The following is a 23,021-nucleotide window of genomic DNA, read 5'->3' on the forward strand; positions in this document are numbered from 1 at the left end:
TCCGCCCTTCGGGTGGAGGTCATCGGATCCCGACCAGATCCGCCAGCCGGGCCCGGTGCGCCACGGGGCCGCCGAACAGGTGCTCGCTCGACTTCGCGCGCTTCAGATACAGGTGCGCGTCGTGCTCCCACGTGTAGCCGATGCCACCGTGGATCTGGATGTTCTCCTTGGCCGCGTGGCTGAAGGCCTCCGCGCAGTACGCGGCCGCGACCGCCGCGGGCGCCGGCAGGTCGGCCGGGTTCTCGGCGGCCACCGCCAGGGCGTGGTACGCGGCCGAGCGCGCCCCCTCCGCCCCAAGCAGCAGGTCGGCGCACTTGTGCTTGATCGCCTGGAACGATCCGATCGGCCTGCCGAACTGCACCCGGATCTTCGCGTACTCCACGGCCGCGTCCAGACAGGCCTGCGCTCCGCCCACCTGCTCGGCGGCGAGCGCCACGACGGCGAGGTCGGTCACCGTGCGCAGATACGCCGAGGCGTCTTCGTGCGGCCCGATCCGCAGCGCCGGGGCGGAGTCGAGGTCGATCCGGGCCAGCCGTCGGGTCGGGTCGAGCGTGTCCAGCCGGGCGCGGGTCACTCCCCGGGCGGTGCCGTCCACGGCGAACAGTCCAGGGCCGGTGTCGTCCCGGGCCACGACGAGGAGCAGATCGGCGCGGTGGCCGTCGATCACGAACATCTTGGTGCCGGACAGGGTCCAGCCGTCCGCGTGCCGGGTCGCCCGCGCCTCGACGTCCTCCGGCCGCCATGATCCGCTCTCCTCGGCCACGGCCAGAGTCGCGGTCAGCGAGCCGTCGGCGATGGCGGGCAGCCAACGTGCCTTGGCCACCTCGTCGTCGGAGGCCGCGAGGGCCTGTCCGGCGAGGGCCACGGTCGCGAAGAACGGCGACGGCAGCAGTGACCGCCCCAACTCTTCGAGTACGAGGCCCAGTTCGACGGATCCGCCGCCGGAGCCGCCGTACGCCTCGGGCAGGGCCAGGCCCTGGAGGCCGAGCTGGTCGGCCATCTGCCGCCAGAGGGCCGGGTCATGGCCCTCCTCGGACTCCATCCAGCGGCGTACCTCCTCGCTGGGCGCCTTGTCCGCCAGGAAGCGGCGCAGCAGGGTCCGGAGTTCGTCCTGCTCCTCGGTGAGCGTGAGTGCCACCTGGTTCCTCCACGGTCGGGGCTCAGCGGGGCGTCTTCGACCGCAGATAGGCGGCGAAGTCCGGCATCCTGGCCCGGTCGACGATCTCGATCCGCACGCCCGAGGGGTCCAGCAGATAGGCGAAGACCGACGGGGCCTCGCCGTCCACGACCGCGCTCGCCTCCAGCGTGAACCCGGACGCTTCGAGCCGCTTGGCGGTCGTCGGGACGTCGTCGCAGAAGTAGCCCAGGTGATGCGTGGCCGCGTGCGGTGCCGCCGTCCACGGGGTGCCCGGGATCTCCTGCACGAGTTCGATGTGCGGGGCGTCGAGGGAGTACGCGTAGCGCAACGGCAGCACCCGGTCGCCGTCGGCCAGGCGCACCAGGAGGTCGGCTGCCATGGTCTCGGTCCAGCGGTAGCCGGCGAGCTCGGTGAGCGCGGCCTTCGAGGACTCCAGGTCGGGTACGACGATGCCGGTGTGGTAGAGGTCCGCCGCGCGCAGAGGGGCCGTGCCGTTCGTGGCGCTCACCATTCGAGCCGCAGCTGCTTGATGCCGTACATGTTCCCGTGCTGCTCCAAATTCTGGTGGGGCGCGAGCCGGTACTCGGGGATGCGTTTGTGCCACTCCTCGACGGCCACGTTCAGTTCGAGTCGGGCGAGGTGCGAGCCCAGACAGCGGTGGGGGCCCGAGCCGAAGGCGATGTGGTTGGTGGTCCTGCGGTGCGGGTCCACTTCCAGGGGGTTCGTGAAGCGCTCGGGGTCCCGGTTGGTGACCGCGAGCGGCAGCATCACCATCTCCCCGGCCTTGACCGGGCAGCCGCCGACCTCGATGTCCTTGGTCGCCTTGCGGGCCGGCACGACGAAGGAGTAGACGCGCAGGATCTCCTCGACGCTGGTCGCGATGAGCGACGGGTCAGCGACGATCGCCTCGCGCAGGTCGGGGTGGGTGGCGAAGTGGTAGAGGGCCCAGCCGATGGAGATGGGGACGGTGTCGAAGCCGGCCTGGAACATCAGGATGCAGAACGCGTGCAGATCCCGGTCGTTGATCGCCTCGCCGTCGATCCGCCAGGTCATCGCGCGCGACAGCAGGTCGTCCCGGGGTGTCTCGCGGCGCTGGGCGATCTGCTCCTCGAAGTAGTCCGACACGGCGTTCATGGCGGCCATCTGGCGGGCGGCGTCGGGGTCTTCGTCGTGCGAGAGGTGCAGCAGCTCGTGCACCCAGTGCAGGAAGGTGGGCAGGTCGTCCTCGGGCAGGCCCATGATCCGCATGAAGATCAGTGTGGGGAAGCGGCGGGCGAACTCGTCGAGGACGTCGGCGCCGCCGTCGTCCCTGATCCGGTCGATCATCTCGCCCGCGACCTGCCGGACCTCCTTCTCCCGTGCCGCCACGGCGTGCGGCGAGAAGTCCTTGCCGAGCAGGCGCCGCCACGTGCCGTGCAGGGGCGGGTCCAGCATCTCGGGGATCCACAGGAACCGCGGGTCGGGTTCGAGGACGGTCACCGACTTGTTGGAGAAGGTGCGCCAGTCCTGGAGCGCCTCCTGCACGGCGGGCCCGTCCGTGACGACCCAGAAGCCGCGTGCCACGGTGCTCCGGAAGCCGGCGTGGGTACGCGCCCAGGCGTCCCAGCGGTCGTGGTGACTGAGGAGCGGACCGCCGAGACGGTTGTCGAAGTGGTAGGCGGGCAGCCCTTCGTGGGTGCCGTCGGGTTCGAGGGTCGTGCTCATCGAGGCTCCTCCCCTTGGTTCGGCCGACAACCGACTCAGCTGACCGCGCCGTCGATCTTGAGTGCGAGGAGTTCCTCCTCGGAGATGCCAAGCGAGAGCAGCACCTCGTCCGTGTGCTCAGCGAACTGGGGCGCGCGGGTCAGCGTGGCCGGGGTCTCGTCGAACTGCACTGGATTGGCGACCAGTTCGCGGTCCACGCCGTCGGCGTCCACGACCGGGGCGATGAGGCCGTTGGCCCGCAGCGAGGGGTCCTGTCCCACTTCCCACGCGTTCTGTACGGCCGCCCACTGTCCGTCGCCGCGGGAGAGGATCTCCGTCCACTCCTCGAAGGGACGGCTCGCGATGATCTCGGCGACGATGCCTGCGGCCTCGGCCGCGTTCGCCATCAGCTTCTCGGTGCTGTCGAACCGTTCGTCGGTGGCCAGTTCCGCACGTCCGGCCAGCTTGCAGAACTCCGCCCAGTACCGGCCGGGTTGCAGCATCGACAGTTCGATCCAGCGCTGGTCGGAGGTGCGGTACGCGCCGATGAGGGGGTTGGTGGCGGAGCCGTGGCGCGGCGGTGTCCGCACCGGGAGCGGCCCGCCGGTCATGAGGGCGAGGTTCACCGTGAACTGGGTGGCCCAGGCGCCGACGCCGAGCAACGAGACGTCCACGACGGAGGGTTGACCGGTCATCGCGCGGGAGTAGAGGGCGGCGGCGATGCCTCCGGCGATGGTCATGCCGCCCATCGAGTCGCCGTAGGCGCCGGCCGGCATGCGGGTCATGCGGTCCGCGTCGGGGGTCGTGACGCCGGCGGCGCTTCCGCCGCGTGCCCAGAAGGCGGTGCTGTCGTAGCCGCCCTTGTCCGCCTCGGCGCCCCGGACGCCGAAGCCGCTGCCGCGGACGTAGACGATGTCCGGGTTGACCGCGCGCACGTCCTCGACGTCGATGCGCAGTTTGGCCCGTGCCTCGGGCAGGAAGTTGGTGAGGAACACGTCACTGGTGCGGATGAGTTCGTCGAGCACCTTGCGGGCGGCCGGCCGCTCCAGGGCGAGTCCGACACTGCGCTTGCCCCGGTTGGGCCCCTCCATGATCGGGTAGAAGGAGGAGCCCTCGCTGGCGGCCTCGTACCCGAGCACCCGGACCAACCCGCGCTGGGCGTCGCCCCGTTCGGCGTGCTCGATCTTGATCACTTCGGCACCCCAGTCGGCGAGCACGGCGCCGGCCGCCGGGACGAAGGTGAACTGTGCGACTTCGAGAACGCGCACGCCCTCCATCGGGTTCCGCATCGGGCTTGCTCCTCCTGGCGTCGATTCGTCGAAGGGACCGCCACGCCAGAGTGACCGCGCCCCGGCCGGGTCGGGCGGGCGAGCCCGCTCAGTGGGACCCCGCGGTCGAGCGGCGCCGCACAACGGCGATCGTCGATCTGGTGCGTCTGGGGCAAGGGTAGGCGGGACCTGGCCCGAACGGAAGCTATTGCGGATACTCATTATGGGTACGGTGGCCACAACACTCGATAACTCTGACGCCCGGCGGGCTTAAAGAGGCTACTTTTCCATCCCCGGAGGGACGATGCTCGACTTCTCGGTCGAACCCGAGTTCCAGGCCAAGCTCGACTGGGCGGCGGCCTTCGTGCGGGAGGAGGTCGAGCCGCTCGACCTGCTCTTCCCGCACGGCGGCGACCCGTACGACACCCGCAACGAGAAGTCCCGCGCCATCCTGAGGCCGCTGCAGGACCAGGTCCGCGCGCAGGGCCTGTGGGCGTGCCATCTCGGCCCCGAGCTCGGCGGTCCCGGGTACGGCCAGGTCAAGCTCGCCCTGCTCAACGAGATCCTCGGCCGCTCCTACTGGGCCCCGACCGTCTTCGGCACGGCCGCCCCCGACACCGGCAACGCGGAGATCCTCGCGATGTTCGGCACCGAGGAGCAGAAGCGGCGTTATCTCCAGCCGCTGCTCGACGGCGACATCGTCTCCACCTTCTCGATGACCGAGCCGCAGGCCGGCGCGGACCCCAAGGAGTTCGTGTGCGGCGCGCGGCGTGACGGGGACGAGTGGGTGATCGACGGGGAGAAGTGGTTCTCCTCCAACGCCCGCTACGCGGCCTTCCTCATCGTCATGGCCGTCACCGACCCGGACGCGCCGCCGCACGCCCGGATGTCGATGTTCGTCGTCCCGGCGGACACCCCGGGTATCGAGATCAAACGCAATGTCGGCGCCATGGACGAGCGCGAGTCCCTCGACGAGGGCATCCACGCCTACATCCGCTACCACCAGGTCCGGGTCCCGCTCGACGCCATGCTCGGCGGCCCCGGCGAGGGCTTCAAGGTCGCGCAGGCCCGGCTCGGCGGCGGTCGTGTGCACCACGCCATGCGTACGGTCGGCAAGTGCACCCGGGCCTTCGACATGATGTGCGAGCGGGCACTGTCCCGGCGCACCCAGGGCACCCTGCTCGCGGAGAAGCAGGCGGCGCAGCAGTTCATCGCCGACTCCTGGCTGGAGTTGCAGCAGTTCCGGCTGCTCGTCCTGCACACCGCGTGGACCATCGACACCCAGCCGCACGGCGCCGCCCGCACCCAGATCGCCATGTGCAAGGTCGCCACCGCCAAGGTGCTGCACGACATCATCCAGCGGGCCGTCCATCTGCACGGCTCGCTCGGCACCACGGGTGAACTCCCGCTCGCCAAATGGTGGATGGCCGCCCCGAACCTCGCCCTCGCCGACGGCCCGACCGAGGTGCACCGCACCACGATCGCCAAACAGGTCCTGCGCGGCCACCGTCCGGCCGAGGGGCTGTTCCCCAGCGAGCACATCCCGCCGAAGCTGGAGGCGGCCCGCAAGCGGTACGCGCACATCATCGCCGACGACAGCCTCACGGGCCGGGTGGAGGCATGAGGTCTCCGGCCGACCTGTTCGACCTCTCCGGCAAGGTCGCCCTCGTCACCGGCGGCAGCCGGGGGCTGGGCCGGGAGATGGTGCTCGCGTTCGCCGCGGCGGGCGCCGAGGTGGTGATCGCCAGCCGTAAGGCGGAGGCGTGCAAGGAGGTGGCCGAGGAGGTCCGTGAACTCGGCCGCCGGGCCCTGCCGGTGGCCGCCCACGTAGGCCACTGGGACGACCTGGCCCGGCTCGCGGATGCCGCGTACGAGGAGTTCGGCAAGGTCGACATCCTGGTCAACAACGCCGGCATGTCTCCGCTGGCGCCCTCGTCGGCCGAGACCAGCGAGGAGTTGTTCGACAAGGTGATCGGGGTCAACTTCAAGGGCCCTTTCCGGCTGGCCTCGTTGGTGGGGCAGCGCATGGCGGACGCGGACGGCGGCTCGATCATCAACGTGTCCTCGTCGGGGGCGCTGATGCCCCAGCCCAGGTTCGGCCCCTACGCGGGCGCCAAGGCCGCACTCAACACACTGACCACCGTCTTCGCTCTCGAGTACGGCCCGACGGTCCGGGTCAACACCATCTCGGCGGGCCCGTTCCTCACGGACATCTCCAAGTCCTGGACGGAGGAGAAACGCCAGACCACCCGCAGCGCGGTGGGCCGCCCGGGGCGACCGGAGGAGATCGTCAGCACCGCGTTGTACCTCGCGAGCGACGCGTCGAGTTATACGACGGGTGCGCTGATCCGGGTGGACGGCGGGCTGTACTAGGGGGTGCCAGGCGTGGCGGGCCAGGTCCGCACTGCACTAGACGGCAACCGGGCTCGTGACCTCGTCCACCAGCCCCCACGCGAACGCCTCGGCGATGCCCAACTCGGTGCCGGACAGGGCGAGATAGGCGGTGCGCTCCCGGCCGATCCGGACCGGGAGGCTCGCCGTGCCGCCCGCGCCCGGGATCAGGCCCATGCCCACCTCGGGCAGCCGGACCACGGTGTCCGGTGCGGCCCGCACCCGGCCCGCAAAGGCGGAGAGTTCGATGCCCGCGCCCACACAGGCCCCGTGCAGATGGGCCGTCACCTTGTGGGCGCACCGCTGGAGGAGGGCGGCGGGGCTGCGCTCGACGCGGATCAGGTGGGCCTGCGCGGGGTCACGGGACGTACCGAACTCGGCGAGGTCGCCCCCGGCGCAGAAGGCGGGGCCGTTGCCGCGCAGGTCGACCCGGGTGACCGTGGGGTCGGCCACGGCGATGTGCAGGGCCTCGCACAGGGCGTCACGGGTCATGGCGTCGAAGGCGTTGCGTACGCCGGGCCGGTCGAGCGTGATGGTCAGCCGCGCGCCGTCGCGGGACAGCCGTACCGGCTCGGCGACCGGGCGCGGGGTGCGGTGGCGGGCCGAGGCCAGCCAGGTGCGGAAGCCGACGCCGCTCTGGAGGGTGGAGTAGGCGAGGGACTCGACGACCAGTCGCTCGGGTGGGGCCAGCCGGGCACCCATGCGCAGCACCTGTACGAGAGTCAGGGCGGCCGCGGGCTGGGCCGTGACGATGTCCTCCAGGCGGCGCGCGGTGGCGTGCGGGTTCGTACAGCCCACCCAGGGGCGGGGCGGATCTGGGGTGGCGGTGAGCAGGATGTCGCAACCGTCCGGCGGGTCCCGGTGTTCGGCCGCCACGCCCACCAGCACACGGTCCCGGGGCGCCCCGGCGCTCGCCGGTGCTGTGCGGTCGAGATCGACCAGTTGGAAGGGCGGCTGCATGAGCACCGGAGTGTAATGTGAGGCCGCCGCCGCGGAGAAGGGCGTTCACGTGCTGAAGAATGCTGCTCTCGATCACTGGCTGGAGCCCGTGGAGCCCTTCCTCGGCCCGCTCACCGCCGCGGCACGGGACTTCACCCGCCTCACCGGCGTACCGGTCGACCTGCCCACCGTCCTCTTTCTCCGTGCGGAACTGGCCGGTCACTCCCTCCCGGGCGGGACCTCGGCGGGCGGCTCCTGCCGTCTTCTTCGTACGGCCGACAGCTGGGCCGCGGTCAATCTGGCCCGGCCCGACGACACTGCCGCGGTGCCCGCACTGGTCGCGTTGCTGGGCTCGCCGGACCGGGAACTGGCCGAGGCCGCGGAGCGGACCACGGCGGCAGAGGTCGCCCGGAACGCGCAGTTGCTCGGCATCGCGGCGGCGGAACTCGGGTCGGCTCGCGGGAGCCGTTCGCCGGTCGTCGTCCATGGCCTGGGGCAGCCCCGGAGCCTGAGCCGGCTTCGGGTCGTCGACTTCTCCGCATTGTGGGCGGGGCCGTTGTGCGCCCGGCTGCTGGGACTCACCGGAGCCGATGTCGTGAAGGTGGAGAGCACGGCCAGGCCCGACGGCGCGCGATTCGGCTCTCCGGATTTCTACCGCTGGCTGCATGACGGGCACGAGAGCGTGGTCCTGGACTTCTTCTCCTCCGACGCGCTCGCGGAGGTCGTCGCCGGGGCGGACGTGGTCATCGAGGCGTCACGGCCACGAGCCCTGCGGCGGCTGGGCGTTCACGCGGAGCGCTTCCTGGCCGACCGGCCCGGCCGGGTCTGGGTCGGCATCACCGGCTACGGCCGCGACGACGACCGTATCGCCTTCGGTGACGACGCCGCCGTGGCCGGCGGGCTCACCGGGACCGCCCCCGACGGGACCCCGGTCTTCCTCGGTGACGCGCTCGCCGACCCGGTCACCGGGGTGTTCGCCGCACACGCCGTGGCCCGCTCCCTCGCCCGGGGCGGCGGGGAGTTGCTGTGCGTGTCCATGGCCGCCTGCGCCGCGGCCCTCGCGGGCTCCGTCGGGGAAGAGCGCCGGTCGTGCTGATCAGGAACGTCGAGGTCGAAGGCCGTGGGCGCGTGGATGTGCGGATCGCGGACGGCCGGGTCGCCGAGATCGGGGAGCGGCTCGCGGGGCGGAGCGGAGCGCACCGGAAACGGCTCACGGAGCGGGACGCTGCACCGGGAGGGCGGCTCGCGGAGCGCGGCGCGACGTTCGGGGCACGGCTCGCGGACCAGGGCGAGCCGGCCGGGGACGGTCCCGAGTCCCGTGAACGCCCCCCGGATCCCACCGAGTTGGACGGCCGGGGCGGCGCTCTCCTCCCCGGTCTGCACGACCACCACATCCATCTCGCCGCCCTCGCCGCCGAGGCCGCCTCGGTGCGGGTCGGTCCCGATGACGTGCACACCCCGGAGGAGTTCGCGGCGGCGCTGCGAGCCGGGGCCCCCGGCGCGTGGGTGCGGGCCGTCGGCTACCACGAGAGCGTCGCCGGGGAACTCGACCGGCGCGTGCTGGACACGATCGCAGGCGACCGCCCCCTCCGTGTACAGCACCGCACCGGTGCCCTGTGGGTGTGGAACAGCGCGGCACTGCACGCGGCCGGACTTGAGGCGAGCGGCGACGGGCGGTTCTGGCGGGAGGACGAGCGGCTGCGGGGACATGCGCCGCCGCTGCGGCTGGACCTGGAGGGGGTCGGACGGCGGGCCGCGGCGCTGGGGGTCACCGGGTTCACCAACGCCGACCCGCAGCCGGGGCCGGGGCTCACCCAGCTGCTGTCGGCGCTGCCGCAACGGCTCGTCGTGATGGGTGTGGATCCGCCCGTGAAGCTGATGCTCGACGACACGACCCTGCCGACGCCCGGCGACCTCGCGGCCACGGTGACCCGGGTACGGCCCCGCCCCGTGGCCGTGCACTGCGTGACCCGGGTGCAGTTGCTGGTGACCCTGCTCGCCCTGGACGAGGCGGGCCCGGTCGCCGGTGACCGGATCGAGCACGGGTCGGTGATCCCCGCCGAGACGATCCCGTGGATCCGGCGGCTGGGGCTGACCGTGGTGACCCAGCCGCACTTCCCCGTGGAGCGGGCGGCGGCCTACGCCACGGACACCGACGCCGACGACCGACCGCACCTGTACCGCTGCCGGAGCCTGGCCGAGGCCGGCGTTCCCGTCGCCGCCGGCACGGACGCGCCGTACGGCACCGCCGACCCCTGGGCGGTGATGCGGGCGGCGGTCGGGCGGGACGACGGCGAGGCGATCGCGCCCCGGGCGGCCCTGGACCTGTTCCTCGGGGAGCCCACGCGCCCCGCCCGGACCCGGCGGGTGACCGTCGGAACGGCCGCCGACCTGTGCCTTCTCCATGCACCCCTGAGCGAAGCGCTCGCCGCGCTCTCGGGGGAGACGGTCCGTGCCGCGTTCGTCGGCGGACGGCTGGAGACACCGCCCGACAGCTGAGCTCCACGGCGGACCATTCCCTTGACTTACGCAACCAAGAAGAGTAAACCTGACTTCAGAATCGTAGAACGACCGGTCGGTACTCACAATGGAGAGAGGTTCGGGCCGTGTTCAAGGAATTTGTCGTGTCGGGGGACTCGCACATCATCGAGCCGGTGGATCTGTTCAAGACCCGGCTGCCCAAGAGCCTTCGTGAACGGGCCCTGTGGGAGGAGGAGTTCACCCTCGACGAGCCGATCGTGGAAGGTGGGCACACCGAGTTCAAGAAGCTCCACACCATCGGCTACGACGGCTGGACCATCTCCAAGTACCGCCAGTTCGGCGGGGAGACCCCCGACGGCGAGCCCAACAACATCCTGCGGGACATGAACCTCGACGGCGTCGACGCCTCGGTCATGTTCCCCAACCTGTCGTTGTTCGTCCTGTTCACCGACGACCACGAACTGTCGATGGCGCACGCACGCGTGTGGAACGACTACATCGCCGAGCGGTTCCTGACGCACAAGGACCGGCTGCGCCCGACGGCGGCGATCCCCGTCACCGACATCCCGGAAGCCGTCGCCGAGGTCGAGCGGTGCGCCCGCCTCGGGCTGGGCGCGATCCTGATCCCGGAGACCCCTCCGGTGCCGTACGCCTCCCGGATCTACGACACGCTGTGGGCGGCCGCCCAGTCCCACGGCATGCCGGTGTTCATCCATGTCGCCACCGGCGGGGTCAAGACCCGGGAGAGCACCTCGGAGACGGCCACGACCGTCCGCCAGATGATGATGTCCGTCAACATGGGCAAGGGCCAGCTCACCGACGACATGGTGTCGGGCCGGCTCCAGAGCGCCGCGGCCGGTTTCTCCAGCCCGCAGCGCGTCATCGCGGACCTCGTCGGCGGCGGTGTCTGTGAGCGCTACCCCGATCTGCACTTCAACCTGATCGAGTTCAGCGCGGGCTGGCTGGTCTCCTACATGGGCTTCATGGACAAGTCCTTCCGCACCGGCATCGGCCAGGACGCCGACTGGTGGCTCGGCTTCTGGGACGACAGCCGCTCCCCCAAGGACCAGCCGGCCATGGGGCGCCTGTTCACCGTCAACGAGAAGTGGCCGTACCCGCTCAAGCCCAGCGAGTACATCCAGCGCCAGATCCACGTCCAGTTCGCGGACGACCCGACGGCCGTGAAGGCCCGCCACATCACGGGCGTGTCGACGATCATGTGGGGCAACGACTACCCGCATGCCGAGGGCACCTTCCGCAACAGCGCCGAGTGCGTCGCGTTCAACTTCGACGACACGGTCTCCGACGAGGACCGCGCGGCCATCCTGGGCGGCACGCTGGCCGACGTCGTGCACTTCGACAAGTCGAAGAAGCTGGCGCCGGTGAAGGTCGCCGAGGACGCCTGACACGGGACCGGCCGAAGGGGGTGACCATGGACGTGGTCACCCCCTTCGGCCGGTCTTCCGATCCGTCACCTCACCTCAGAAGCTCCAGCGCTTCCGCCAGCAGCACCGGCAGCGCCGGTTGCATCCGTCGGTGCATCTCCTTCAACTGCCCTGACTTTCTGGCCCGTTTGATGAGCAGCGCGGTCGCGGCGGACTCCTTGTACTTCGTGAGCGCCTCGAACCAGCCCAGGTCGGCCAGCGGCTCGCCGCGTGACTCCTGGTAGGCGTCCAGGAGTTCGGCCTTGCCGGGCATGCCGGTCGGCTCCTCGGAGACGGACGCGGGGTGGCGGGCCTCGTCGGTGAAGAAGGTCAGCCAGGTGACGTCGACCCGGGGGTCGCCGAGCGACCAGATCTCCCAGTCGATGACCGCGGTGACCCGGTCCGCCTCGCACAGCGTGTTGCCGAGCCGGTAGTCGCCATGGGTGAACACCGGTGCCATGGCGGGCGGCACGGTGGCGTGCAGCCGCTCGGCGACCTTCTCGTGTCCCGCGCGCAGATCCTCGGGGACGGTCGTGAACGCGCGGGTCCAGCGGTCGATCTCGTCCGTCAGGGAGACCACCGGCTCCTCGGACGCCGTGGTGCCCAGCGGGTCCACCCGGTGCAGGGCGGCGAGCATCCGGGCGGCGTCCAGGGCACGGGCACGGACGTGCTCGGCGGGAACCGTGCCGCGCGGCACGAGCACCGGTTCCACGCACTGGCCCGGCACCAACTCCATGGCGACGAAGGGCGGATCGCCCTCGTCGTGGAACAGCACCGCCGGCACGCGTACGCCGGGGCGGTCCGACAACGCCCGCATGATCCGCCCCTGCCGCAGCACGTCCCTGTTGCGCACCGGGGCCAGACCCGGCGGGCTCACCTTGAGGACCACGCGCTCGTGTCCGGCCGGGACTCCCGACAGCGCGGCCACATAGGTCAGGCTGGACGTGCCTCCGGTGAGCGGCTCGACGCCCTGCACCACGGCCTCGGGCGCCCAGCGGCGGGCGGCGACCGCGGTGCGTCCGGTCAGGTCGCTCAGCAGTTCAGGACTGTTCAAGTGGCTCCGCCTCGGTGGTCAGCGCGGCGACGATGTCCCGCCGGATCAGCTTGCCGGTGGGCGTGCGGGGCAGTTCGGGCCAGTACGTGATGCGGTCGGGCGTCTTCGATCCGCGCAGGGTGTCGCGCACCGCCGTCCGCAGTTCGCCGGCGTCGACCCGCGCTCCGTCGCGGGGCACGACGACGGCCTCGATGCGCTGGCCCCACTCCTCGTCCGGGACACCCACGACGACGGCGTCGAGCACGGCCGGATGCCGCAGCAGGACGTCCTCGATCTCGGCGGGGGCGATGTTCTCCGCGCCCCGGATGATGGTGTCGTCGACCCGGCCCTCGATGTAGAGGTAGCCGTCGGTGTCGAGACGGCCCCGGTCGCGGGTGTGGAAGAAGCCCTGCTCGTCGGTCGCGGACCCCTGCCCCGCATACTCCCCCGAGACCTGCTCGCCCCGGACCCAGATCTGCCCGGACTCTCCCGCGCCGACGGCCTCGCCCCCCTCGTCGCGGACCTCCAACTCCACGCCGGGCACGGGCAGTCCGGCCGAACCGAGCCGGGCCCGCACGACGGGGTCGTCGCTCCCGACGGCGGCCCGGTGCTCCCGCGGACCCAGGACCGAGATCGTGGACGAGGTCTCGGTCAGCCCGTAGGCGTTCACGAAGTCCACATGCGGCCACTCACCGAGCGCGGTCTCGATCACCCGCACCGGCATCTTCGCGCCGCCGTAGGCGAGGGTGCGCAACGAGGGCACCGAGCGGTCCAGGCCGGCCGCGTCCATGATCCGGGCGAGCATCGTCGGTACGACCATGGCGTTGGTGATCCGCTGCTCGCGGACGAGGCCGAGCCAGCCCTCGGACGTGAACTGTTCGAGCGTGAGGGTGCGGCGCCCCGCGTACAGATGGGTGAGCACATTCGACACGGCGGCTATGTGGTATGGCGGCACACTCACCAGGGCCGCCTCGTCAGGGTCCGCTCCGGCGAACTCCACGGTGCCGAACACATAGGACACGAGGTTCTGGTGGCGCAGGACCACACCCTTGGGCGTCGAGGTCGTTCCGCTGGTGTAGATGAGGACGGCCGGGGAGCCGGTCCGCGCCGGTTCGTCGGAGCCTCCCCGGGCCGCCGTCTCCAGCCACTGGGCCGGACTCAGCACCGGCAGTCCGGCCCGGCGCAGGGCGGCGGACTGCTCGGGGTGGGCGATGCCCAGGGCACCCGGGTGGTTGGCGAGCAGTTCGTCCAACTGCTCCGCTCCCAGGCGGTAGTTGACGGGCACCAGCGGCACCCCTGCGCGGGCGGCGGCGAACAGGGCGACTGGGAAGGCCGGGCCGTTCACCGCGAGGTACACGATCGCGTCGGCGCCCGCCTCCCGGACGGCCCGGGCCCCGCCGACGGCGAGTTCACGCAGCCGCTCCGGGCTCAGTCCGTCCTCGGCGCGGCCGATCACGGTCCGGTCGCCGAACCCGTCGGCGGCCATGTCGAGCAGCATCGTCACGTTCATCGGCCCGGCCCCGCCCTCAGTCCGAGGCCGGAAGCGGCTTGGGCCCCTTGAGCGACAGCGGGGTGCCGTTCACCGCCAGGGTGCCCTCGCCCGCCTTCGTGCACAGCAGCTCGACGCCTGTCGCCTCGTCCGCGTAGCGCTTGCCGAGTTGTGTCCCGCTCGTCAACCCGGGGTCGGGGCTGCCGGTGTGCGGCCCGCCCGGTTCGGTCATCACCGCGCCTCCGCAGGTGATCTCCAGATCGCCGTCCGGGACACGCACGACGACCACCGTCGTCGTGTCGACCGTACTGGCGAGCATCTGCCCCACGCGTGGCTTCATGCCGGCTTCCTCCGCGGCTCTCGGGGTGCCTTCTCGACGTCTCGCTTCTTCAGCTTCTTCGGCTTCTTCAGCCAGCCTCTTTGGGCTTCTCGGGCTTCTCGGCGTGAAAAAGCGTATACGGATTATCTGGATCACGTCGAGGGGACGACGGGGCAGTCCCGGTGAGTGGGCGGTCGCGACGTCCGCCGTGGGCGATCCGCCTACGTTGAGCCGATGGACCTCACCACCGTCCTCTACGAGGTGACCGGGCACGTGGCCACCGTCACCCTGAACCGGCCGCAGGCCATGAACAGCTTCACCCAGGAGATGCTCGACGACTTCTCCCTGATCTGGCGCACCGTCAAGGAGGACGACGACGTGCACGTCGTCGTCCTGCGCGGCGCCGGCGACCGCGCCTTCTCGACGGGCATGGACGTCAAGAAGGGGATCCACCGGCATCCCAACGTCTGGTCGCAGACGGACCCTGGGGAGTTCCTGTCGCCGAAGCTGAACCAGGTGTGGAAGCCGCTGCTGTGCGCGGTGCACGGGATCGCCGCCGGCGGGGCGTTCTACTGGCTCAACGAGGCCGACATCGTCATCTGCTCCGAGGACGCGACGTTCTTCGATCCGCACGTCAGCTACGGGCTCACCGCGGCGCTCGAACCGATCGGCCTGGCCCGGCGCATCCCGCTCGGCGAGACGCTGCGCATCGCGCTGCTCGGACTCGACGAGCGGGTCTCGGCCGCGCGTGCCCTGCAGATCGGCCTGGTCAGCGAGGTGCTGCCGCGCGAGCAGCTGTGGGACCGTGCCGACGGCATCGCCCGGATCATCGCGGCGAAGCCGGCGGCCGCGATCCAGGGCACGGTCCGGGCGATCTGGGAGTCGCTCGACGCGACCCGCACCCAGGCCCTGCGCACCGGCCTGTCCTACACCCAGATCGGCAACCCCGTCGGCAAGGCCGAGGTCGACCGTGCGTCGGTGCCCCGCGGCCGGTGGACACTGCGCTGACATCTCCCTACCCTCCCCAAAAAGAGGGTACTTTATTCACTCAGGAGATCCCCATGCGGTTCGGCATGCCATGGCCAGGGCCCGAGGTCGCGCGCGAGGCCGAGGAAGCCGGCGCGAGCGCCTTCTGCGCCTCGGAGTTCGCCGACCACGACGCCTACATCACCCTGGCGGAGATCGTCGCGGGCACCCGGAACGCCCTGGTCGGCCCCGCCATCGCCTACGCCTTCTCGCGTACCCCGTACGCGCACGCCACCGCGCTGCGCCAACTGCACGCGAAGGCACCGGACCGGCTGTTCCTCGGCCTGGGCAGCGCCGCGTTCCGCATCAACCGCGACTGGCTCGGCGTCCCCCCGGAGCGCCCCGTGGCCCGGATCGCCGACACCGTCTCGGCCGTCCGGGCCTGGCTGCACGCGGAGAACGGCGAGAAGATCCGGCACTCCGGAGAGTTCTACGCGATCGACGCCGACGTACGGGCCCCGGTGCTCGGACGGCTCGACATCCCCGTCCTGCTCGCCGCCTTCAACTCCGGCATGGCGAGGACCGCGGGCCGGGTCGCGGACGGGGTCATCGGGCACGGGCTGTTCACCCGGTCCTGGTGGAACGACGTGGTACGACCCGCCGTCGAGAGCGGATCGCCCACGAACACGGGCTCGCTGGAACACGGCTGGGTCATCACGGCGATCGACGACGCCGCCCCCGAGCGGGCCGTCGAGGACGCCCGGCGCATGATCGCCTTCTACCTCACCGTGCGGACCTACGACCCGTTCGTCGCCCACCACGGCTGGGAGGGGCCGGTCGAGAAGCTGCGCGCGGCCTTCCGCGCGGGTGACACCGACGGCATGGCCAAGGCCGTCACCGACGAGATGGTCGCCGCGATCGCGGTCTGCGGCACCACCGCCGAGGCCTGCGCGGCGCTCGTGGCCCGTGCTGACGCCCTGCCTCGCGATGTCGGCTACTTCGCCCCGCCCGGCTTCCTGGTCGGCCGCGGACGCCGGGCCGCCTACGCCCGTGCGAGCCTCGCGCTGATCGACGCGCTGCCCGGCGGGGCCGCCGCCGCAACCGCCGTAGACGTAGCCGAGTAGGGAGAGGGACATGTCCGAGCCGTACGCGTTCTCCACGCAGCTCTACATCGACGGGCGGCGGACCGACGGGGAGTCGGACGAGCGCATCGTGGTGCGCAATCCGGCGACGGAGGGGACCGTCGCGGAGGTCCCGCAGTCCTCGGTCGCCGATGTACGTCGGGCGATCGGGGCGGCGCGCAGGGCCTTCGACGAGGGGCCGTGGCCGGGGCTGAAGTGGGCCGAGCGGGCCGCCGTACTGCTGCGGCTGGCAAAGGAGTTGGAGCGGCGGCTGCCCGAGCTCGTGGCCGTGAACATGGCCGAGACGGGGTCGGTGCGCCCGCTGGCGGAGAGTCTGCAGACGCGGATGCCGGTCGCGCATCTGCGGGACATGGCCGAGCGGGTGATGCCGTCCTTCAACTGGGAGCGGCCGATGGATCCCACGTTCGCGCCGGGCACGGCCGTCTACCAAGGGGTGGTGCGGCGCGAGGCGTTCGGGGTGTGCGCGCTGATCCCGGCGTACAACTTCCCGTTCTTCCTGAGCATGATGAAGGTGATCCCGGCGCTCGCGGCGGGCTGCACGGTCGTACTGAAACCGGCGCCCGCGACTCCCCTGGAGTCGCTGCTCCTGGGTGACTTCGCCGATGCCGCCGGGCTCCCGCCGGGCGTACTGAACGTAGTGACCGGCGACGCCGAGGCCGGGCGGGAGCTGACCGCCAACCCGATGGTGGACCTGGTGAGTTTCACCGGCTCCGACGCGGTCGGGCGGCTGGTGCACGCCCAGGCGGCGGCCTCCACGAAGAAGGTGATCCTGGAGCTCGGTGGCAAGTCGGCGAGCATCGTGCGCGCGGACGCCGACCTCGACGGGGCCGTCCGGTCGGCGTTCTCGGGGATCACGACCCATGCGGGGCAGGGCTGTTCGCTGCTGACCCGCTCCCTCGTCCACGAGTCCGTCCACGACGAGTTCGTCGAGCGGCTGCACACCGCCCTGAGCGCGGTCCGGGTCGGCGATCCGGCCGACCCGGCGACCACGATGGGCCCGGTGATCAGCGAGGCCCAGCGCGCCAAGGTGGAGAAGCTGATCCGGGTCGGCGAGGAGGAGGGCGCGGGGATCGTCTGCGGCGGCGGGCGTCCGGCCGGGCTCGACCGGGGGTACTTCGTCGAGCCGACCCTCTTCGTGGACGTCGACAACGCGATGACGATCGCCCGGACAGAGTTCTTCGGCCCGGTCGGCGTGGTCATCCCGTTCCGGGACGACGAGGAGGCCGTACGGCTCGCCAACGACAGTCCGTACGGCCTCTCCGGCGCCGTCTGGAGTGCCGACACGGTGACGGCGTACGAGCTCGCCACGCGGATCCGCACCGGCACCGTCACGATCAACGGCGGAAGCGCCGGGGTCAGTCCACGCAGTCCCTTCGGCGGGTACAAGCAGAGCGGACTGGGCCGGGAGTGGGGGGAGTTCGGACTCGACGAGTACCTGCAGACCAAGAGCGTGAACTGGGCGGCACGTTGAGGGGCGTGCCGCCCGAGTCGCCTGTTCGGCGCTGACCTTGACGCCCGACACCTGCTCACCGCAGGCCGGTAATTCCGACTCGCCCGGCAGCCGGCCTTCTCCAGGCCGTGCAGAAGGCAGCAGGCGGGCACGTTGTCCGGCGGCGAGCAGCAAATGATGTCGTCGGCACGGGCGTTGATGGTCGACGCCCGTCTTGTGGTCGCCGACGCGTTGCCTCTGGGGCTCGCGCCGAAGATGGTGGACGTGGTGTTCGAGAGCCTCGGGAAGGCCCGCGATGCCGGGGTGGCCGTCAACATGATCGAGCAGTTCGCCCGCCGGGCCCTCGCCTTCGCCGACCATTGCGTGGTGCTCCAGCGCGGACGAATCGCGTGGGCGGGCCAGGCGCGCGAACAGTACGGCCACCTCCGCGAGCCGCCTCTCCTCACGGATGAGGGACAGTCCTGTCAAGCCACCAGCACCACGGCGGACCCCATCCCCCCGCCCGCGCACATCGCCGCTACGGCGACACCGCCGCCCCGGCGGCGCAGTTCGTACGCCAGGGTCACGATCATCCGGGTCCCGGTGGTAGCGATCGGATGGCCCAGGCTGCACCCGCTCCCGAACGGGTTCACCCGGGCCGCGTCAAGCCCCAACTCCCGTACGGCGGCGATGGGCACCGCTGCGAACGCCTCGTTCACCTCGAACAGGTCCACGTCCCCGAGCCCGAGCCCCGCCCGGTCGAGCGCCTTACGTATCGCGAGGACCGGCGCCAGCCCCGTCCGTACCGGATCCACCCCCACACTCGCCCAGGCCCGCACGGTCGCCAGCGGCTCGACGCCGTAGCGCGCGGCTACGTCCGCCCCGGCGACCACCACCGCGGCCGCACCGTCGTTCACCCCACTCGCGTTCCCGGCCGTGATGGAGAACCCTTCGATCTCCGGGTGCAGGGGCTTCAGCGAGGCCAGCCTCTCCGCGCTGGTGTCGCGCCGCGGGTGTTCGTCGACGTCGAACACGGAGGTCGCGCCGCCGCGACCGGTGACCTCGACCGGAACGATCTCGTCGACGAACCGCCCCTCCTCGATGGCCCGCACCGCCCGCTGATGCGAGCGCAGCGCCCACGCGTCCATCTCCGCGCGGGAGATGCCGGCGATCCGGGCCGTGTTCCAGCCGACGAGGAGCCCCATGTCGTCGTTGGGCGCCTCGGGCGTCGGGACATGGGAGGGCGACATCCAGGGATCCTGCCAGTCGTCCGAGCCGGGAATGCGTCGCCGGGCCATCGGAGCCGTGGACGACGACTGCGTACCGCCCGCGATCACCACCCGGTCCATTCCGGCACGGACACTTCCCGCCGCGGTCGCCACGCTCGCGAGTCCGGAGGCGCAGTGCCGGTTGTGCGCGAGGCCCGGCACATGGGTCAGCCCCGCCTGGAGCGCCGCGTACCGGGCGATGTCCCCGCCCCCGGCCAGGGATTCACCGAGGACGACGTCGTCGATCTCCTCGGGCGGCACTCCACTGCGTCGGGCGGCCTCGCGGACGACGACCGTGGCGAGGTCGAAGGCGCTGGTGTCCCGCAGGGTTCCTCGTCGAGCGGTTCCGATCGCGGTGCGGCAGGCGGAGAGCAGAACGGCATCGGTCATGAATTGATGATACCCAAATAACCTCAACTCCAAGGATTCAGCGCACGGATATCGACCCAGGACGCAAAAGAGGATACTTTCTATGGATGAACTTCGAGCTCAGTGACGAGCAGGCCATGGTGCGCGAGGCCTCGCGTGATCTGCTCTCGGACCACTCCCCCGTCGACCGGGTACGCGCGTGGCTCGACCGGGACGAGGACGCCGATCCCGAACTCTGGTCACAGGCCGCCCTGTTGGGCTGGCCGGGTCTGGCCCTGCCCGAGGAGTACGGCGGTGCGGGACAGGGCCTGGTCGAGCTCGCCCTCGTCGCCGAGGAGGCCGGGCGGGCACTCGGCAGGGTTCCCTTCCTGCCGACCGTGATCGTCGGCAACGCCCTCGCCGCGGCGGGGTCCCCCGGGCTCAGGGCTGAGGTGCTGCCCGAACTCGCCGCGGGGTCGAAGTGGGCCACCTGGGCCTTCGCCGAACCCCACGCACCATGGACGCTGGACGGAGTGGCGGCCACCGCCCGGACCGACGGCGCCGAGTTCGTCCTCGACGGAGTCAAGACCGCCGTGCAGGACGCCGCCGGAGCGCACTGGCTGCTGGTCACCGCACGGCACGAGAACGAGCCCGCGTCCTTCCTGGTCGACCGCGACACCCCCGGCGTGACGGTTCGACGCCAACGGGTCCTCGATCCGACCCGCGCCTTCCACGAGGTCCGCTTCGAGGCCGTACACCTCCCGGCCGACCGCCGTCTCGACGCCGGTCCCGCCGAGATCCAACGGCTGCTCGACGACGCGGCGGTGCTGCACTGCGCCGACGCGCTCGGGGTCATGGAGCGCCTGTTGGAGCTGACCGTCGAACACACCGGGACGCGCGTGCAGTTCGGGCGTCCGATCGGCACCTTCCAGGCGGTGAAGCACACATGCGCCGACATGGCGTTGCGGGTGCACGGCACCCGCGCCGCCACCTCCTACGCGGCCATGGCCGCCGACGCCGGCAGTCCCGACGCCGCACGTTCGGTCGCCGCGGCCGCCTCGTACACCTCGGTCGCCGCGAGCGAAGTCGCCGCGCGGGCCCTGCAGTTGCACGGCGGCATCGGTTTCACCTGGGAGCACGAACTGCACCTCTATCTGCGCCGGGCCAAGGCCGACGGCGTCCTGTACGGCGACGCCGGCGTCCACCGCGCCCGGCTGTGCGCCCTGCTGCGGCCCGCCCCCGCGACCGTCTGAGCCCACGGAAAGGCAATCGATGGAGATCAAGGGCAAGAAGGCCGTCGTGTTCGGCGGCGCGTCCGGGATGGGGCGGGCCAGTGCCGAGCTGCTCGCGGCCCGCGGCGCGGACGTCGCCGTACTCGACCGTCCCGGATCGGCCGGAGCCGACGTCGCGGCGGCGCTCGGCGGCCGCTTCCATCCCGTAGACGTCACCGACTTCGAGGGCACCGAGAGGGCGCTCGACGCGGCGGTCGACTCCCTCGGCGGGCTGCATGTCTCGATCACCACGGCCGGCGGCGGAAGTGTGCAGCGCACGCTCGGCAAGGGGGGTCCGCACGACCTGGACGCCTTCCGCCGGATCCTGGACCTCAACGCCGTGGCCACCTTCAACATCAGCCGGCTCGCGGCGGCGCACATGAGCCGCAACGAACCCGAAGACCTCGAAGATCCCGAGAACGCCGCGGGCACCGGTGAGCGCGGTGTCATCGTGAACACCTCGTCGATCGCCGCCTTCGAGGGGCAGGTCGGCCAGGTCGCCTACTCGGCCGCCAAGGCCGCCATCGCGGGGATGTCCCTGACCATGGCCCGTGATCTCGGCTCGCTCGGCATCCGTGTCGTAGCGATCGCGCCGAGCCTGTTCGAGACCGGGGCGACCGACAGGATCCCGGTCGAGACGCGGGCCGCGCTGGTGAAGGACGCCGCGTTCCCCAGGCGTCTCGGCCGCCCGGAGGAGTACGCCAAGCTCGCGCTGGCCATCATCGACAACCCCATGCTGAACGGCCAGTGCCTGCGTCTCGACGCGGGCCAGCGGTTCGGCCCCAGATGACGGAGGCCCTGTGTCCGACGACGAGTTCGAGGGGAAGGTCGCCTTCATCACCGGAGGCGGCCGCGGTTTCGGCAAGGCGTTCGGGACGGCACTGTCCCGGCGGGGCGCCCATGTGGTGCTCGCGGACATCGACGGCGATGTCGCCATGGCCGCCGCCGAGGAGCTCACCGAACTCGGCGCAAGCGCGACCGGGTTGGCCTGTGACGTGGCGGACGAGGTCGCGGTCGAGGCGGCCTTGGCACAGGTCGTCGAGCGACATGGCGGTCTCGACGTCCTGGTCAACAACGCCGGTCTGCATGCCGCTTTCCACAAGCCGTTCGCGGAGCTGGGGCTGTCCAGGGTCAGGCGGGTGTTCGACGTCAACGTCATGGGCGTCGTCATCTGCTCGCTCGCCGCACGGGAGGCCATGCGAGGGCGCCCCGGCGCCACGATCGTCAACATCTCGTCGTCCGCGGCCTACGCCAACCGGACGGTGTACGGCGTCTCCAAGCTCGCGGTGCGGGGTCTGACGGTGTCGTTCGCACGGGAGTTCGCGGCGGACGGCATCCGGGTCAACGCGATCGCGCCGGGGCTGATTCTCACCGACACGGTCAAGGCCCAGTTGTCGCCGGCCGAGGCGGAGCGGGTCATGGGCGAGCAGATCCTGCGTCGCGAGGGTGCGGAGCGGGATGTCGTGGAGGCGCTGCTGTATCTGGCCTCGTCGAAGTCGTCCTTCGTCACCGGGGAGACGCTGCGGGTGACGGGCGGTTTCGCGCTCTCGGTGTGAGCGGGAACCCGTGGATGGGAACCTCCGTGTGACACGGCACAAGGGCGGTGGTCGGGGGAGCGGATCCCCGGCCACCGCCCTTTCCCATCCCCCTCAGGATGTGGCTCAGGATGTGGCGAGTTGGGCCTCGGGCGCCTTCTCCGCGAGCTCCGTCTCCTCCTGCTTGACCGCCTTCAGCAGGACGATCGGCGTGGCGACCTTCCAGACGAAGTACGTGGCCGTGGGGATCACGTTGGCCAGCAGTCCGTTCCAGGCCAACGGCCCGCTCTGGTTGAGGAACACGAAGGCCCCCGGGATCAGGAGCACGCCGAGGACGATGCTCAGCCAGCCGTACCAGCGGGGGAAGATCGGCTTGGCACGGTGGTCGACGAACGAGGCGTACCCGATCGACCAGACCTGGAGGACGAAGATGCAGGCGTTGCCCACGAGCATCAGCCAGAAGGTGTCGGACATGGCGGACAGGACGTCGGCGGAGTGGATCTCGGGTCGATAGGCCGCGGCGGCGAGGATCGCGAGCGGGAAGAAGAACCCGAGCGGGGCGACGACTCCCGTGGTGAGCTGGATCATGGACAGCAGGCCCCAGCCGCCCTCGACCCGGCGCATCTGCAGGCTCGTCACCACGACATACGGGTATTCGAACGGGACGGTCAGCACCATGATGACGACACAGGTGAGGATGCCCGTCCTGTGGTCGTTCAGGAAGTCGACGATGCCTTCGGGGCTTTCCGTCGGACTCATCGGGGTGATGAGATGGCCTGCGGTGAAAGCGGCTATGAATCCCACCAGCAGGATGAATCCGCACCAGGCCGACAGGCGTTCCAGTCTGAGATAAAGGTCTTGCCGCATGAACGATCTCCTTTGATCGCGTCGGCTCGA

Annotated in this window: 21 protein-coding genes; 11 read left to right on the top strand and 10 right to left on the bottom strand. The window is 71.1% G+C overall.

What is annotated here, in order from left to right:
• Positions 1-19: 19 nt before the first annotated feature.
• The 4 genes from ACI2L1_RS09545 to ACI2L1_RS09560 are packed head-to-tail and all read right to left on the bottom strand — an operon-like array spanning position 20 to position 4,110.
• Complete coding sequence (locus ACI2L1_RS09545) at positions 20-1,138, bottom strand: acyl-CoA dehydrogenase family protein (protein WP_404738741.1); 1,119 nt, start codon at positions 1,136-1,138, stop codon at positions 20-22.
• Positions 1,139-1,160: 22 nt separating this feature from the next.
• Positions 1,161-1,649: a VOC family protein gene (locus ACI2L1_RS09550; RefSeq protein ID WP_404738742.1), complete on the bottom strand. Its 489-nt coding sequence runs from the start codon at positions 1,647-1,649 to the stop codon at positions 1,161-1,163.
• Positions 1,643-2,842 (bottom strand): cytochrome P450, encoded by a 1,200-nt coding sequence (locus ACI2L1_RS09555; RefSeq protein ID WP_404738743.1) that lies wholly within the window; start codon positions 2,840-2,842, stop codon positions 1,643-1,645. Before ACI2L1_RS09555 ends, ACI2L1_RS09550 begins: the two co-directional genes overlap by 7 nt.
• A gap of 35 nt (positions 2,843-2,877) precedes the next feature.
• Entirely contained in the window at positions 2,878-4,110 is a 1,233-nt protein-coding gene (locus ACI2L1_RS09560; RefSeq protein WP_404738744.1) for a CaiB/BaiF CoA transferase family protein, read from the bottom strand.
• Positions 4,111-4,393: 283 nt separating this feature from the next.
• Here ACI2L1_RS09560 and ACI2L1_RS09565 point away from each other — a divergent pair, with 283 nt between their 5' ends.
• Both ACI2L1_RS09565 and ACI2L1_RS09570 read left to right on the top strand, forming a co-directional pair.
• A complete protein-coding gene (locus ACI2L1_RS09565) occupies positions 4,394-5,713 on the top strand; it encodes an acyl-CoA dehydrogenase family protein (protein ID WP_404738745.1) in 1,320 nt (439 codons plus the stop codon).
• Positions 5,710-6,462, top strand: a complete 753-nt coding sequence (locus ACI2L1_RS09570; protein WP_404738746.1) for an SDR family NAD(P)-dependent oxidoreductase — start codon at positions 5,710-5,712, stop codon at positions 6,460-6,462. The genes ACI2L1_RS09565 and ACI2L1_RS09570 overlap by 4 nt, the downstream gene beginning before the upstream one ends.
• Positions 6,463-6,498: 36 nt before the next feature.
• On the opposite strand, the gene ACI2L1_RS09575 is transcribed toward ACI2L1_RS09570, so the two are convergent.
• Positions 6,499-7,440 (bottom strand): enoyl-CoA hydratase/isomerase family protein, encoded by a 942-nt coding sequence (locus ACI2L1_RS09575; RefSeq protein ID WP_404738747.1) that lies wholly within the window; start codon positions 7,438-7,440, stop codon positions 6,499-6,501.
• Between the two features lie 49 nt (positions 7,441-7,489).
• On the opposite strand from ACI2L1_RS09575, the gene ACI2L1_RS09580 reads away from it, so the two are divergent.
• The 3 genes from ACI2L1_RS09580 to ACI2L1_RS09590 all read left to right on the top strand — a co-directional run bounded on the left by ACI2L1_RS09580 (position 7,490) and on the right by ACI2L1_RS09590 (position 11,306).
• Positions 7,490-8,515: a CoA transferase gene (locus ACI2L1_RS09580; protein WP_404738748.1), complete on the top strand. Its 1,026-nt coding sequence runs from the start codon at positions 7,490-7,492 to the stop codon at positions 8,513-8,515.
• Positions 8,509-9,918, top strand: coding sequence for an amidohydrolase family protein (locus tag ACI2L1_RS09585; RefSeq protein WP_404738749.1), 1,410 nt, complete (start codon positions 8,509-8,511; stop codon positions 9,916-9,918). The genes ACI2L1_RS09580 and ACI2L1_RS09585 overlap by 7 nt, the downstream gene beginning before the upstream one ends.
• 125 nt (positions 9,919-10,043) lie before the next feature.
• Positions 10,044-11,306: an amidohydrolase family protein gene (locus ACI2L1_RS09590; protein WP_404738750.1), complete on the top strand. Its 1,263-nt coding sequence runs from the start codon at positions 10,044-10,046 to the stop codon at positions 11,304-11,306.
• Between the two features lie 70 nt (positions 11,307-11,376).
• On the opposite strand, the gene ACI2L1_RS09595 is transcribed toward ACI2L1_RS09590, so the two are convergent.
• Genes ACI2L1_RS09595 through ACI2L1_RS09605 form a run of 3 tightly spaced genes read right to left on the bottom strand, consistent with a single transcriptional unit; the run spans position 11,377 to position 14,186 of the window.
• Complete coding sequence (locus tag ACI2L1_RS09595; protein WP_404738751.1) at positions 11,377-12,378, bottom strand: phosphotransferase family protein; 1,002 nt, start codon at positions 12,376-12,378, stop codon at positions 11,377-11,379.
• Positions 12,365-13,867 carry a class I adenylate-forming enzyme family protein gene (locus ACI2L1_RS09600; RefSeq protein ID WP_404738752.1) on the bottom strand — a complete coding sequence of 501 codons (1,503 nt, stop codon included), beginning with the start codon at positions 13,865-13,867 and terminating at the stop codon, positions 12,365-12,367. The genes ACI2L1_RS09595 and ACI2L1_RS09600 overlap by 14 nt, the downstream gene beginning before the upstream one ends.
• 16 nt (positions 13,868-13,883) lie before the next feature.
• Positions 13,884-14,186, bottom strand: a complete 303-nt coding sequence (locus tag ACI2L1_RS09605) for a hypothetical protein (protein WP_404738753.1) — start codon at positions 14,184-14,186, stop codon at positions 13,884-13,886.
• Between the two features lie 213 nt (positions 14,187-14,399).
• Between ACI2L1_RS09605 and ACI2L1_RS09610 the strand changes: the two genes are divergently transcribed.
• The 3 genes from ACI2L1_RS09610 to ACI2L1_RS09620 are packed head-to-tail and all read left to right on the top strand — an operon-like array spanning position 14,400 to position 17,744.
• Positions 14,400-15,173 carry an enoyl-CoA hydratase/isomerase family protein gene (locus ACI2L1_RS09610; protein ID WP_404738754.1) on the top strand — a complete coding sequence of 258 codons (774 nt, stop codon included), beginning with the start codon at positions 14,400-14,402 and terminating at the stop codon, positions 15,171-15,173.
• A gap of 53 nt (positions 15,174-15,226) precedes the next feature.
• On the top strand, positions 15,227-16,255 hold the full coding sequence (locus tag ACI2L1_RS09615; protein WP_404738755.1) for an LLM class flavin-dependent oxidoreductase: 1,029 nt from the start codon (positions 15,227-15,229) through the stop codon (positions 16,253-16,255).
• Between the two features lie 10 nt (positions 16,256-16,265).
• Positions 16,266-17,744 (top strand): aldehyde dehydrogenase family protein, encoded by a 1,479-nt coding sequence (locus ACI2L1_RS09620; protein WP_404738756.1) that lies wholly within the window; start codon positions 16,266-16,268, stop codon positions 17,742-17,744.
• A gap of 443 nt (positions 17,745-18,187) precedes the next feature.
• Here ACI2L1_RS09620 and ACI2L1_RS09625 read toward each other — a convergent pair whose 3' ends face one another.
• Entirely contained in the window at positions 18,188-19,360 is a 1,173-nt protein-coding gene (locus ACI2L1_RS09625) for a thiolase family protein (protein WP_404738757.1), read from the bottom strand.
• Between the two features lie 86 nt (positions 19,361-19,446).
• Here ACI2L1_RS09625 and ACI2L1_RS09630 point away from each other — a divergent pair, with 86 nt between their 5' ends.
• The 3 genes from ACI2L1_RS09630 to ACI2L1_RS09640 are packed head-to-tail and all read left to right on the top strand — an operon-like array spanning position 19,447 to position 22,145.
• On the top strand, positions 19,447-20,571 hold the full coding sequence (locus ACI2L1_RS09630; RefSeq protein ID WP_404738758.1) for an acyl-CoA dehydrogenase family protein: 1,125 nt from the start codon (positions 19,447-19,449) through the stop codon (positions 20,569-20,571).
• 19 nt (positions 20,572-20,590) lie between these two features.
• Entirely contained in the window at positions 20,591-21,379 is a 789-nt protein-coding gene (locus tag ACI2L1_RS09635; protein ID WP_404738759.1) for an SDR family NAD(P)-dependent oxidoreductase, read from the top strand.
• A gap of 10 nt (positions 21,380-21,389) precedes the next feature.
• Positions 21,390-22,145: an SDR family NAD(P)-dependent oxidoreductase gene (locus ACI2L1_RS09640; RefSeq protein WP_404738760.1), complete on the top strand. Its 756-nt coding sequence runs from the start codon at positions 21,390-21,392 to the stop codon at positions 22,143-22,145.
• Positions 22,146-22,250: 105 nt separating this feature from the next.
• Here ACI2L1_RS09640 and ACI2L1_RS09645 read toward each other — a convergent pair whose 3' ends face one another.
• Positions 22,251-22,991 carry a hypothetical protein gene (locus ACI2L1_RS09645; RefSeq protein WP_404738761.1) on the bottom strand — a complete coding sequence of 247 codons (741 nt, stop codon included), beginning with the start codon at positions 22,989-22,991 and terminating at the stop codon, positions 22,251-22,253.
• Between the last annotated feature and the right edge of the window lie 30 nt (positions 22,992-23,021).

Source organism: Streptomyces sp. NPDC019531, assembly GCF_044903305.1.
In the GTDB taxonomy this organism is placed as follows: Bacteria; Actinomycetota; Actinomycetes; order Streptomycetales; family Streptomycetaceae; genus Streptomyces.